Annotated in this window: 9 protein-coding genes; 2 read left to right on the top strand and 7 right to left on the bottom strand. The window is 46.7% G+C overall.

Going from position 1 to position 13,412, the window contains the following annotated elements; genetic code table 11:
- Positions 1 to 18: 18 nt before the first annotated feature.
- The 4 genes from JT717_RS26465 to guaB form a co-directional block, all read right to left on the bottom strand.
- A complete protein-coding gene (locus JT717_RS26465) occupies positions 19 to 2,652 on the bottom strand; it encodes a PKD domain-containing protein (RefSeq protein ID WP_205514257.1) in 2,634 nt (877 codons plus the stop codon).
- A 26-nt stretch (positions 2,653 to 2,678) separates the two neighbouring features.
- Positions 2,679 to 3,488 (bottom strand): alpha/beta fold hydrolase, encoded by an 810-nt coding sequence (locus JT717_RS26460; RefSeq protein ID WP_205514255.1) that lies wholly within the window; start codon positions 3,486 to 3,488, stop codon positions 2,679 to 2,681.
- 12 nt (positions 3,489 to 3,500) lie between these two features.
- Complete coding sequence (locus tag JT717_RS26455; RefSeq protein ID WP_205514253.1) at positions 3,501 to 4,730, bottom strand: Lnb N-terminal periplasmic domain-containing protein; 1,230 nt, start codon at positions 4,728 to 4,730, stop codon at positions 3,501 to 3,503.
- 129 nt (positions 4,731 to 4,859) lie between these two features.
- Entirely contained in the window at positions 4,860 to 6,362 is a 1,503-nt protein-coding gene (gene guaB / locus JT717_RS26450) for an IMP dehydrogenase (protein WP_240348444.1), read from the bottom strand.
- A gap of 108 nt (positions 6,363 to 6,470) precedes the next feature.
- Here guaB and JT717_RS26445 point away from each other — a divergent pair, with 108 nt between their 5' ends.
- Both JT717_RS26445 and JT717_RS26440 read left to right on the top strand, forming a co-directional pair.
- Positions 6,471 to 7,220 carry an XRE family transcriptional regulator gene (locus JT717_RS26445; protein ID WP_205514252.1) on the top strand — a complete coding sequence of 250 codons (750 nt, stop codon included), beginning with the start codon at positions 6,471 to 6,473 and terminating at the stop codon, positions 7,218 to 7,220.
- A gap of 478 nt (positions 7,221 to 7,698) precedes the next feature.
- A complete protein-coding gene (locus JT717_RS26440; RefSeq protein WP_205514250.1) occupies positions 7,699 to 10,209 on the top strand; it encodes a DUF5916 domain-containing protein in 2,511 nt (836 codons plus the stop codon).
- A gap of 235 nt (positions 10,210 to 10,444) precedes the next feature.
- On the opposite strand, the gene JT717_RS26435 is transcribed toward JT717_RS26440, so the two are convergent.
- The 3 genes from JT717_RS26435 to JT717_RS26425 form a co-directional block, all read right to left on the bottom strand.
- A complete protein-coding gene (locus tag JT717_RS26435; RefSeq protein ID WP_205514248.1) occupies positions 10,445 to 11,368 on the bottom strand; it encodes a histone deacetylase family protein in 924 nt (307 codons plus the stop codon).
- The gene (pdeM, locus tag JT717_RS26430; RefSeq protein WP_205514247.1) at positions 11,365 to 12,021 is read right to left on the bottom strand and encodes a ligase-associated DNA damage response endonuclease PdeM; all 657 of its coding nucleotides are present in this window, start codon (positions 12,019 to 12,021) and stop codon (positions 11,365 to 11,367) included. Before pdeM ends, JT717_RS26435 begins: the two co-directional genes overlap by 4 nt.
- 165 nt (positions 12,022 to 12,186) lie before the next feature.
- Entirely contained in the window at positions 12,187 to 13,245 is a 1,059-nt protein-coding gene (locus JT717_RS26425; RefSeq protein WP_205514245.1) for a TMF family protein, read from the bottom strand.
- Between the last annotated feature and the right edge of the window lie 167 nt (positions 13,246 to 13,412).

The following is a 13,412-nucleotide window of genomic DNA, read 5'->3' as shown; positions in this document are numbered from 1 at the left end:
TGTGAACCGTGAACTGCTTTATCTTATCAGGATAGCAGTTCCCTTACGCATCACTACCTTACCGGTATAATCTGTGCCTTTGGCCATCCATACATAGGTTCCGGTGGCTTGCGGCTTTCCTCCTATTGTACCATCCCATCCTGATTCGGGCGAATATCCTCTGTACACCATTTGCCCCCAGCGATTGAAAACACAGAAATAATCCAGGGTAGCGATCCCCACGGGTATGGGCCTTAGTACATTATTGCGGGTGCCGCCTGGCCTGAATGCATTGGGCACAAAAATATCAGGCGCCGTTTTAAATACTTTGATATTGATGGTATCGAGGTCAAAACATCCTTCTGCCGTGTAAGCCCTTAACTCATAGGAAAAATTATCATCCAGCATGGCAACAGGGTTGGCAATATCGTTCCTGTTTAAATGTAAGGGCGGCATCCATTCGTAAAAATCAGATCCGCGCCCATGCAGCAACAGCGGCTGGCCCACTACAATAGACGTATCATTTCCGGCAAAAGCGAATATTTGCGCTTTCACGTTCACAATAACAGTATCCCTGCCCGGTTTGGGACATCCCAGGGTATCGTACACCGTAAGCACATAGGGCGTTGTTCGCCTTGGCCATGCCAGCGTATTCAAATTATTGGGATCGCTTAAAGTACTTACGGGCGTCCACAGGAAGCGGTACCCTACCATACTGCCATGTAAACTCGCGGTATCATCGTAACAAATGAGTGTATCGGCGCCGGCCCTGGCAGTGGGATACGGTATCGTACGGATCGTCAGTTCATCGTCTTCCCAGCATTTGCCAATGTGCGCCACTACGTGATAGGTTGTAGTACCATCCGGTTTTACGAGCGGTTGTTTGGCAGTAGCATCATTGATATACCCGCCTGCCGGATTGGCCGTCCATTCAAACTTCAAACCATCGGTCTGCGGAGCCAACTGAATCGTATCCGTTAAGCAAATGGTACTGTCGGGCCCCGCATCCAGGGTAACGAAATCGACCACCCGCACCCGCACATTATCTGTATTAACACACCCATTCTCATTCAAGGTAACGGTATAGGTAGTGGTGGTTTTAGGCCATACCGATGGTGTGGGCGTATTGGCATCAAGTATATTATATGCAGGCGACCAGGAGAAAATACCATTACCGCTGGCATTCAGCATCAGCGTATCAATGCTGCAGATCAGCGTATCTTTAAACGCCAGGTGGATCGGTGGTTTGTCGCGTACATCGGCAGTGGCGGTCACAGTTCCCACGCAACCTTTATCACTTTCCACGGTCAGCGTCACTGTTTTTAAGCCGGTAGTACTGTATTTCCAGGAAGGGTTCTGCTGTGTAGATACATCGTTATTCGTGGTTTCATCGCCAAAATCCCAACTCCATTTGGCAGGAGCGCCATACCTCGAAGTAGTTTGATCGAGGAACTGCAGGGGCAGCAGTACGCAGGTTCCCTGCACTTTGATGGCAGGATAAAAACCCGGATACACTTTAGCCAGGGTCACGGTTTCATCTTCACACTGACCCGCCAGCACCACCTTCAATTTAACAGTAAAAGTACCCGTGTCGGCATATTGATGCTGCACCCGGCCTTCCAGATCGGTAGTGGTAACGGGAGGCGTACCATCACCAAAATCCCAGGTATACACCGAGCCGGCCGGATTTACCTGTTCATTTCTGAATGTAACCAGGAAGTCGTCGCAGTAAGAATAATTCGGCTTCAGCAGCGCTTGCAAAGGAATGCAATCAGACACTTTTACATGCACATCTTTTCGGTGGATATTGATCAATACGCCCTGCCTGTATTCATACGCACATACCGTAATTACATATTGCCCGATGGAGAAAGGCGCTATACCGCTGATAAGCCCTGTTTTGGGATCAATGGTCACCTGGCCGCCCAAGGGCCGATTGCCACCATAAGGCGACTGATAATTCAGGCTGCTATAAGGTGGTGCCGTTGCCGAAAAAGGATTAGGCCTGTCGGTAGAAGCGCCCATAAAACCACTGCAAAAAGTATAGATTATAGAATCGGTTCCATCGGGTTCTGTAGCTGCAAAACTGAGGGTAAAATTACTACCGCGGCAAATGGCGGTAGCATCGTTGGGCAGGAAGCGGGGGCTTGAATTTTTATAAGCTTCCGCTAAACTATTGGTGCCGGGGATCTCAGCCATATACGTTGCCCCCACTGCATTACTACGCGGCGTCAGGTTAATGATATTATCAATACGGCAGCACCGCTGGTAGGCGATGGTATAGCCGCTGCTGTTGATCGGTAATTCAATGACCGTAGAAAATGAACGTACCCGGTAACATACATCGGTTGGCGCATTGCTGATACAGGGATTGGAAGCAGGATCGAACCGAAGGAACTGATCGCCCGTAGTTGGCGCCTCAAACGGACTGAAAGGCACCTGCAAAAGCGTGTTCTTATCAAAAACGGTTAAATTGATCCGCGTGTCGAGCTGTCCGGCGCTGTTGGCATTACAGTCTATGTACAATTTTAAGGTGACCCGGTATTGTGAAGTGTTGGCAGCGGCGCCCGGCCCCAGGTATTCATAATACATTTCCCCTCCCTTAATATGCTCAGCAAACAGGGACTGGATTGATCCAATTAATAACAAAGCTATCGCCAGAGCTTTCCTCATTCAGCTGGTACACAACGCGGTTTACGTTATACAAATTGGCCATGCATCAAAAATTCCTCCAGAAAAACATTGCTTAATTCAGGCTCTTCCCACATTCCCATATGTCCCGAATGCTCAAGTGTATGAATATATGACAATCCCGGCATATAACACTGTTGCATCCCCTGTTCATAAGGTACTGCGGTATCATGTTTTCCCATGATGAACAAAACAGGGCCGGAAAAGTTTTTCAGGACCTGCGTTCTATCGATACGCAGCATCATGGCCTGGTAATAGTTTACGAGTGCCTGGCCAACAAAGTTGGTATAACGGGTAAGTATTTTCTGCACCAGTTCGGGCTGGCGTTTTTTTGTGAGCTCTGAAAACAGATTGGGGATCGACTGCTCTAAAAATTTAGCAGCGCCATTTTGCTGAATAAACTCGATGCCGCGGCGGCGGGCCGTCTTTTTTTCTTCGCTGTCGGCAAATGCAGTGGAGTGAAATAAGCCAAAAGAATATAATCTGTCTGGGTATTTATCGGCGAATGCCAGCGTAATATAGCCGCCCATACTATGTCCTATCATGCTGGCTTTGGTAATATTTTCTTTATCGAGAATACTGCGAATGCACTCTGCAAAATATTCCATCGACCAGTTCGCTTCGTTCATGGGCGATTGACCGCTTCCCGGCAGGTCGGGTATGATGAGCAGAAATTTGCTTTTAAGATATTCAATTTGATTTTCCCAAACAGTACCGTCCTCAGCAAAGCCATGCACCAGCACCACAGCCTGTCCGTTTCCTTCCATACGGTAAAATACCGGCTTGCCATCAAAAAGGATATTGTTATCTGTTGCCATTCCCTGAAGATACTACAATTCGATATTTATAGTTTTTGAACTGCTGATTATGTTTGCCGTATGACGCAATTTTCGCTGCTTGACCGGCAAATTTCCCCGGAAATAACTGCGCATCAGCATGATGCCAAGCAATGGCAATACGGCAGCATTTACCTGTTGCGGAATAAAAAACCAGCAGAGTGTAAACAACAAGGTGATGGCAAACGTAATTCTGAAATAGGTTTGCAACCATTTTCTTTTGAAATAGACCACAAAGGCCACAAAGAAATGGGTAGGCAGTGCCCAGATAACATTAAAATTGTCACGGCAAACCGTATCAACCCGAATAGCCCACAGGGTTACTATCAGGATTCCAAAGATGCCGATACACAGAAAAAATACGGCGTCAAATACGTTCAGGATCCGCTGCGCCCAAACATTGGTAAGGGCGCCAAAAGACAACAAACCGATAATGATAAAAAGCATGGAGAATAAAAACAGCGGCGTCAAAAGTGTAACCCCAGGTGGCGTTGGCGGCAATTGCAGCGCAAACTGGTATTTTTTTGCCAACTTGTGCCCATTGGCGGTGGCTGCATCTATGCCTTTCATCAGGTAATCGGGCAGGAACATGGCCTGCTCATTCGTAACCTTTTCATCCAGGTTACTACCCAGTAAAAGATCAATACCAAATTTGCTCCAGTCCTGGTTGGCTTTATCGAGATAAGTATGAATCAGGTTGCGGTAACTGGGTCTTTTCTCCGGTAAAATATTATTGAACACAATGGCAGCACCTGTTTTTTGCACGATCATATCGCGGGCGCGGGTAGTACAATTATCGGTATGGAAATAGTAGTTGTAGTAGCGGTTCTCCTCCCTGGCATTTTCCTGAAGGGCCGCGTACAGGCTTTGTTTTTGCGCACCGGTGAGCAGCAGTTCCTGGTCTATTACACTGCGGTTCTCATAAGTATACTCACGTAAAAAATCGGAGTAGGAATAGTTTGACAGCGCATAGAGCATGATGCCCTTCACAAACTTTATATAGAAATTGGGATCACGGTCGTCGAAAGTGCCATAGTTATATACCATATCAACCCCGCTGGCGCTGTCTGTAACCCGGATGGCGGTATGCCCGAATGTTGAATATAATTCTGCACCCGGACTGCAGGTAAGTAAGCCGATGCGCAAATGACTTGAATCAGGCTGGGCAACGGCTTGCAAACAGAGGAGCGCCAATATACATGGAAATAATCTACGGAGCCTCATCAGGATGAATTTAAATGTCACCGGTTACCAGTCACCGGTTACCAGTTCGCGGAGGTCGGGTGACATAAGTCAATGATTCGTTTTTAAATCGGGCCCGGTAACCGGAAACCGGTAACTGGCAACCAGGTATTATCGTCTGCTGTAATTCGGCGCTTCTCTCGTGATCTCTATGTCGTGGGCATGACTTTCTTTCATTCCCGCATTGGTAATGCGAACAAACTGCGCATCCTGTAATGCTTCTATATCTTTTGCACCACAATATCCCATACCCGATCTGAGGCCACCTACATATTGATAAACGATCTCGCTCAAATTTCCTTTAAATGCCACACGGCCTTCAATACCCTCGGGAACATATTTTTTGATATCGGCTTCCACATCCTGGAAGTACCGGTCACCACTACCCTGGCTCATGGCGCCCAGCGAGCCCATGCCACGGTATTGTTTGAATTTTCTGCCCTCATAAATAATGGTTTCACCGGGGCTTTCTTCAGTTCCGGCAAAAATACTTCCCATCATTACCAGGTTGGCGCCAGCCGCCAGTGCTTTAACCATATCGCCTGTATATCTTATACCCCCATCGGCAATCAATGGAATGCCCATTTTATGCAATACCGAAGCGGCTTCCATAATGGCCGTTATTTGCGGAACACCGGCGCCGGCAACGATACGGGTTGTACAAATAGAACCGGGCCCAATACCTACTTTAACTGCATCGGCGCCTGCTTCTGCCAATGCTTTTGCGCCAGCTGCGGTTCCCACATTACCAGAGATCACCTGCAGTTTTTTAAAGTTCTTCTTCAGGGTTTTCAACGCATCGATAACACCTTTGCTATGACCATGCGCACTGTCTAAACACACTACATCTACCCCTATTTGCTGCAGGGCGGCGGCACGGTCGAGCAGATCGCGGGTAATACCCAGCGCCGCGCCCACCAATAAACGACCGTAAGAGTCTTTCACTGCATTGGGAAAGTCCTGCACCTGCAGGATATCACGATAGGTGATCAACCCAAACAAGGTACCGTCTTTTTTAATGACCGGTAACTTTTCAATTTTATATTGCTGTAAAATCTTTTCCGCTTTCTTCATCGTGGTGCCTTCAGGGGCAGTCACCAGGTTGTCGCGGGTCATTACTTCGCTGACAATACGCTTGCTGTCGGTTTCAAAACGAAGGTCGCGGTTGGTTAAAATACCAACCAGCTTTTTATTATTATCAACGATGGGAATGCCGCCGATCCGGTTTTCTTTCATCAAACGCTGGGCATCGCTAATGGTGGCTTCTTCATGCAGGGTAATAGGGTCAAGAATTAGCCCGCTTTCACTTCTTTTAACTTTCCGCGCCTGCTCAACCTGTTTTTCAATGCTCATATTCTTGTGCAGAATGCCCAATCCGCCTTCGCGGGCCAGGGCAATGGCCAGCTTGGCTTCTGTTACCGTATCCATTGCGGCCGATAACATGGGTATGTTTAATTGAATGTCCCTGGTAAGCCAGGTGCGGATATCAACTTCCCGCGGTAAAACCTGTGAATATGCGGGAACCAGTAAAACGTCATCAAACGTTAAACCTTCACCAAAAAACTTACTTGACTGGGGGGATTTTTTCTGTGGAGCGGTAATTCTTCTTGCCATGTGCAAAGATAGGATGACCAAATAATATGCTCCAAATGAAATTTTATTGCGCTCTTTTTATGCATTATGATAAAATAATTAGTATTTTAGCGCTAAACTTATTAGTCTATGTCAACCGCCGGTAAAAATCTCAAATATCTGCGCAAACTTCGTGGGTGGACACAGGAAGAGTTTGCCACCAAATTACAGATCAAACGTTCACTGCTGGGTGCTTATGAAGAAGAGCGGGCCGAGCCGCGCATAGATGTGCTGGAAATGGTGGGTGAAATGTTCAAGCTTACACTAGACGAGCTGTTATTAAAAGATCTGGCAGATACAAAAGGAAATTACCTGGCTAAACGACGTGCACAGAAACTGGCCGCCGGCACCAATGAGATACAGTTTGTACCGGTAAAGGCTGCTGCTGGTTATCTGGCCGGTTACGCAGACCCTGAATTTATTGACGAATTGAATACGTTCACCCTTCCCATGCTGGCGCCAGGTCAATACCGTGCTTTTGAGATCGTAGGTGACTCCATGCTGCCGACGCCAAGCGGCTCCATCATTGTGGGCGAAAAAGTAGAAGATATCAACGATGTAAAGAATAATTTCACTTATATAGTAGTATCGCGAAATGAAGGGATCGTATACAAGCGCATGATGAAGAACAATCGTGCTAAGAATAAATATACCCTTGTAAGCGATAATCCCACCTACCAGCCTTACCAGGTAAATGGCGAAGACATACTCGAAGTATGGAAGGCCATGATGATCATTGGGAAGGCTAACGCTCAACCGCACTGGAACGTAAACCAGCTGGCCAATGTGGTAAATACCTTACAGGAACAGGTAAGCTATTTGAAAAAGAAGATCAATTGATTTGCCTGCATTGGTCAAAACTTACTGATAACAGTGAACTTTTCATTGAAAAGGGTAAGCAAATGCTGGCAACATATACCCATTCACCCTAGGTAAGCGCAGAAACCAGCAACAAATAAAAAGCCCGCAGCATTTTACCTGACATAATTGTCATGAACTTCTTATATTGAGCGATATTTGAAGGGGTTGTCTATGCGCGACCAGACATTCCTGCCAGTAATTTGTAATACTTTCCTTCCTGGTTCAGTTAACCAGGAATTGTGCTAACCTGTCTGCGACATTCAAAACCATTAAGATCGGAGATAACCTTGTTTTAACCAGGGGCGGCTATGCCTGCGGTTAAGACCAGGGTTTCAGGCGTTGTACATGTCGTACCGGATCAGCGATGGTCTGCAGACAGTCTATTAAACAGGTATTTTTTTTATGACCCTTTTTCAAAATGCAAATTCGGCTGGTTTTTCCGCCCTTACAATGAGTTATGCTTAAAGGCCTGGTTGTTATATTACCGTTACTGGCCTATGCAGGGCTGCATGCACAGCCTAAGATCACCCAGGCCATCAAAGTTGCCCAGGCACCCCGTATCGACGGGTCATTGGATGATTCAGTCTGGCAACAAGCTCCTGCAGCCATCCATTTTATTACTAACACGCCGGTGTACGGCAAGCCTGCTGCCGTAAAAACGGCCGTACAGGTAGTGTACGATAATTCTGCCATCTATATCGGCGCTTACCTGTACGACGATCCTGCTGAAATAAGGCGCCAATACACTACCCGCGACAATGTACAGCGGGCGAACGTAGATTATTTCTCCGTTTTCCTGGATACGTATAAAGACCGCCAGAATGCTTTTCAGTTCCTGGTTACGGCCCGTAATGTACAAACCGATGCCCGGGTAAGCGCCAATGCTACTGCCCATGAAGGCATCTATGGAGATGTAAGCTGGGATGCTGTATGGGAGAGTAAAGTGGGTTTCCGCCCGGATGGCTGGATCGTTGAAATGCGCATTCCGCTTTTTTCGATCCGCTTCTCGCGAAAATCGGAAACCGATTGGGGCATCCAGTTCATGCGCTTCAGCCGCCGGTTCAATGAAACCTCGTTCTGGAATCCGGTCAACCCCGCTGTCAGCGGTTTTGCCAACCAGTTTGGCGATATCACCGGGTTGAATAAGCTGGTCGCGCCATTGCGGCTGAGCTTTTCTCCTTATATAAGCGGCGGTTATCGGCAAACACCGTATTTAAATACCACGCAACAATATGAAACGTTGAAGAGCGGCGGCATGGATGTTAAGTATGGTATCAACGAAAGTTTTACCCTTGATGCTACGCTGATCCCCGACTTTGGACAGGTGATCTCTGACAATGTGGTGAATAACCTTAGTCCCTTTGAGATCAGGTTCCGGGAGAACCGGCCCTTCTTCACGGAAGGCACCGAACTGTTTAACAAAGCAGGCATTTTTTATTCACGCCGGATTGGCAAAACGCCCGACCTGTTCGACTCCGTTCAGTATAAAATAAGTTCCGGCGAATTGGATGGTTACCAGTTATTGAAAAACCCTTCGGTGACGCGTTTGTATAATGCCGTCAAGTTTTCGGGCCGAACCGCCAGTAACCTGGGCATCGGCATCTTCAATGCAGTAACTGAAAATGTAAGAGCGCGGCTGCGCAACCGCGGTACCGGCAAAGATTCCATCTTGACTACGGAACCCCTGGCCAATTACAATATCATCGTACTTGATCAGGCATTAAAGAACCGCTCCTACATTACATTTACCAATACCAACGTATTGCGTAACGCCCATGGGCGCGACGCCAATGTAACGGCCCTGGACCTGGCCCTGTATGATAAAAAGAACCGGTATGGACTGATAATAAAACCGCGCTACAGCGTGGTATATGATGCTGCCGGCCGCTATGATGGCTTTGCCAATTACCTGCAGGCAGGAAAAGTAAGTGGTAAGCTGCAGTACTCGTTCACGAATGAATTAAGATCGGCTCAATACGATCCGAACGATCTGGGCTTTCAATTATCGCCCAATGCCTTTAACAATATTGGTACTATAAGCTATAATATTTACCAGGCCACCCCTTCCTTCCTGAACCAGCGGTATGAAGTGTCGGTTAAGCAGGACTATTTGTATAAACCCTTCCTTTACCAGAAAACCACATTTTTAGCATCGGCCAACTGGTTATTGAAGAACTTCTGGAACATCATGGTAACGGCCGATATTGCACCCTGGTGGTTTAACGACTATTTTGAAATGCAAACGCCGCCGAGCCTGTTCCAAACGCCGCGGCAGCCATTAAAACGTTCTCCGTATTATAGCCTGTTCATTGATGGCAGCACCGATAACCGGAAAGCGTTGATAGTAAGCTGGCTGCTGGGCGGCGCTGAAGGCCCCCTGCCGAATGATCCGTTTTATGCGCTTCAATGCGCTATCAGGTACCGGTTCAGCGACCGGCTGATGCTCGAAATGAGCTATAGACGGCAATATGATAATGGCCAGTTTGGCTACGCATTTGTTCGCGATGCGGCTACAAGCGCACCGGTGCTCGCCCGCCGTAAATTTGCCGATGTAACCACGGTATTCAGCGGAGTTTACAATTTTGCCGCCCGCATGAACCTTACCTTAAGGGCACGCCATTACTGGAACCGTTTACAAAATACCAACCTGTACAACTTGCAGGATGATGGGTACTGGACCGCAAGGGCTGGTCAACAACCGGCCGACTACAATGTAAATTACAATGCTTTTAACCTCGACGTTTTCTATACCTGGGATTTTCGCTTAGGCAGCCGCTTAATAATAGGATGGAAGAACTGGCTGGGTAAAGACTATGAATTTTACATAAATCCCAATGGCTATAAAAACTATATGCAAAACGCCGGTCAGCTCTTCAGCACCCCGCATGGAAATGAGTTCACGATCCGCTTTATTTACTTCCTGAACTACCAGCAATTGGTGAGAAAAACGAATGGCAACAGGCAATAGACAAATAGGCAATGGGCAATAAGCAACAGACAATAGGCAATCGGCAATAGGCAATAGACAATAGGCAATAAGCAACAGACAATAGGCAATAGGCAATAGGCAACAGACAAGGGCAATAGGCAATAAACAATAGACAACAGGCAATAGGCAACGGACAATAGGCAATGCAATAGACAATAAGCAATAGGCAATAATAAAAATTCCGGCGGTTATAAAGTAATTGCCTGTTTTAAAGTTAGTGGGTATAAATATCCTTTGCAAGCCGGAAGGTATTACAATGTGCTTCCACAATGGTTTTGATATCGGGGGAATAACCACCACCCATGGCTACGACGCAGGGAATACGCCGCTGTTTTAAAGCAGTAAAGACCATTTCATCGCGCTGCCGGCATCCTTCCATACTTATTTTCAGCTTGCCGAATTTGTCGGTTGACAGGATGTCTACACCCGATAAATAAAAAACAAAATCGGGCCTTACCTGATCCAGCAAGTTCAGCAGGTTCGTTTGCAGCAGGCTCAAATAGAGGCCGTCTTCAGTACCGTCGCTTAGGGCGATGTCCAGATCACTTTTTTCTTTATGAAACGGATAATTATGCGCTCCGTGCATGCTAAAGGTGAACACGCGGGGTTCGTGTTCAAATAAACGGGCTGTGCCATTTCCCTGGTGTACATCCAGATCAACGATCAGGATCTTATTGGCCAGTCCTTTTTTAAGCAGGTAATTAGCGGCTACCGCGAAGTCATTCAAGAGGCAAAATCCCTCTCCCCTATCGGCAAATGCATGATGTGTACCACCAGCAACATTCAGGGCCACGCCATGTTCAAAAGCATAATGACAGCAATCGATGGTACCCTGGGTGATCACGAATTCACGCCGCGTAAGTTCCGGCGACTGTGGAAAACCGATATGCCGTTGTTCCCGGGCCGATAAGGTTTGCTGATGCAGTTTTTGAACATAGGCCGGGTCATGCGTCCACATAACCACCTCATCGGCACAGGGTTTTGGAGCAAACAGGTTCTGTTCGGTAATAGTGCCTTCATACAGCAATTGCCCGGGGATCAATTCATATTTAAGCATGGGAAACCGGTGGCCTTCCGGTAGCGGGTGCGCATAAACAGGATCGAATGCGATTTTTATTACAGGCGCTGTGGCACTCATTGCAGCTGAACAATATGATCATTTACAATAGCAAATACATTCTCTTCATTCTCAGGCCGCACCAGGGCTATACCGGTAAACCGGCTAAAGGCAGGCAGCACACAAAATTGTTTGGCAAAATAAAAACACGGAAAGCTAAGCGATTGTTTGGCAACTCCTTTAATGCGGATGCCCGGATGAATATGGCCTGAGAAAAAGTAAGCGGCAGAATCGGGCGCCACGGAATCTATATCATGGCGGAACCGAAAACGCCCTAATTGTAATTCGTCATCCGCTACATGAATATTACATTGGCGGTACCAGTTACTGTGCAGGATATCATGATTCCCTTTTATTAAATGCACGGGCAGATCGGGAAAATCGTGCCGCCACCGCTGGAACAGTTCCAGTTCTTTATTCTGGTCACTGTGAATCAAGTCGCCCACAACGATCAATTGGCGCGGTTGAAAGTATTGTAAGAGGTGAACCAGTCTTTGCAGATCTTCTTTATAGACAGCCTGCGGCACAGCAATACCAGATTTTCGAAAATGGCCGGTCTTTCCAAAATGCAGATCCGATACGATCAAGGCTTTCTCCTCTTCCCAGAAAACACATCTGTGAGCCGACAACCATAGTTGTTGTTTTAATAATTTATATGAAACCGGCGCCTGCATATCCTATCGATTTTTAAAGAATATATTCTGAGGCGCAATTTCCGTCATCTTTTTCAAAAGGGGGCGTTTTGCCGCCAGAAAGTCCTAAGATGAAACATTTATTAATGAAATAAAAAAGTCCTGAAGAATCAGGACCTTTTTCTCTCTTGGTATTTATCTGGTGACTTATTTTTCTTTTAACAGTTTCTCCAGCTCGGCTAATCGTTCCTGCTGGCTTTGTATGCGTTTTTCCTGGCTGGCCTGCCTTTTATTTTGCTCAATAACATAAAGCGTCAGCTCTTCGATCTTTTTTAAAAGGGTGGCCTGGTTGTCGGCCAGGTCGATGCCTTCTTTTTTTACATCTTCTGCTGAAGGCACTTCCGGTAAATGGCCGTTTGCTTTAATATATTGTTCAACTTCACTAAGTGGTCGTAATCGGTAGTTGGCATGGAATACATAATCTGGCCAGGGCCCAGCATCAACTTTTACCTTCGTAGAACGGATGCCACCGCCCGCAACATATAATTTGTAATCTCCGGAGTTTGTAACCGTTGTTCCAATTCCCACTACCCCATTGGCATTCACATGCATGACAGGCATCCATTGGTTATTATTAAAATTTGTCCACCCCACCACAAACCGGTCTACCGCTCCACCTTCGTCACTGATGTTTACCCGCAACTCACTGCCATCTGCACTTGCGTTGAAACGGGAGATCCACTGCGGATCAGAGTTGGAATTGGTTCCAAAATCAAGCTTTTTACCATAAACACCTACCGTATGATCTTCCGGGCCTAATACGAGATGACCATTATAATATCCGTTTCCTTCTACGTGCAATTTGGTACCGGGATTTTCAGTTCCAATTCCCAAATTGCCTTGCGAACTTAATGTCATCTTGGTTTGTATCGGACCTGTATAAGTGCCTCCGGTTTTAATTTGAAAATCAACCCGGCATGAATAATCGCCTACATCCGTAGTGATTAATCTGAAAGATGGCGCAACGCTTGTACCAGGATCAAAAGCGCCCATATCTATAGCGCATTGCGAGCCCTGGGTACCTCCACCGGTCAATCGTAGTATCGGGCCCAAACCGGGGCCGGAACCTCTTCGTATGTCTAACGCGGTATTAGGCGCAGTAGTTCCGATACCTACATTACCGCTGCTATTTAAGGCGTTTTGCTGCGCCATTACAGATATGCCAGACAGGAAAAGGGAAGTGCAAACAAGGGAAAACTTTCTCATGGTCGTTTAGTAGGTTGATTAGGTTTTGGGCGGTTAAGAATATTCCGCTAATTTATCAGGAAGATTCTATTTTGATAAAATTTCTAATACACGTGTCAAATTGAACAATAACCGTGTTGTTTTTGCCGATAAGTGTGTGAGCATTTTCCCGGGCCCTTGTGAAAAAG

The sequence above is a fragment of the Longitalea arenae genome (assembly GCF_016924755.1).
GTDB lineage: Bacteria > Bacteroidota > Bacteroidia > Chitinophagales > Chitinophagaceae > Niastella > Niastella arenae.
Note: the sequence above shows the minus strand (reverse complement) of the source record. Positions and strands in the feature narration are given on the sequence as shown.

What these genes read in the sequence shown, in the direction of transcription:
- JT717_RS26425 (WP_205514245.1), bottom strand. Translation starts at nt 13,245, where the DNA reads ATGAGAAAGTTTTCCCTTGTTTGCACTTCCCTTTTCCTGTCTGGCATA.
- JT717_RS26455 (WP_205514253.1), bottom strand. Translation starts at nt 4,730, where the DNA reads ATGAGGCTCCGTAGATTATTTCCATGTATATTGGCGCTCCTCTGTTTG.
- JT717_RS26435 (WP_205514248.1), bottom strand. Translation starts at nt 11,368, where the DNA reads ATGAGTGCCACAGCGCCTGTAATAAAAATCGCATTCGATCCTGTTTAT.
- JT717_RS26440 (WP_205514250.1), top strand. Translation starts at nt 7,699, where the DNA reads ATGCTTAAAGGCCTGGTTGTTATATTACCGTTACTGGCCTATGCAGGG.
- JT717_RS26465 (WP_205514257.1), bottom strand. Translation starts at nt 2,652, where the DNA reads ATGAGGAAAGCTCTGGCGATAGCTTTGTTATTAATTGGATCAATCCAG.
- JT717_RS26445 (WP_205514252.1), top strand. Translation starts at nt 6,471, where the DNA reads ATGTCAACCGCCGGTAAAAATCTCAAATATCTGCGCAAACTTCGTGGG.
- pdeM (WP_205514247.1), bottom strand. Translation starts at nt 12,021, where the DNA reads ATGCAGGCGCCGGTTTCATATAAATTATTAAAACAACAACTATGGTTG.
- JT717_RS26460 (WP_205514255.1), bottom strand. Translation starts at nt 3,488, where the DNA reads ATGGCAACAGATAACAATATCCTTTTTGATGGCAAGCCGGTATTTTAC.
- guaB (WP_240348444.1), bottom strand. Translation starts at nt 6,362, where the DNA reads ATGGCAAGAAGAATTACCGCTCCACAGAAAAAATCCCCCCAGTCAAGT.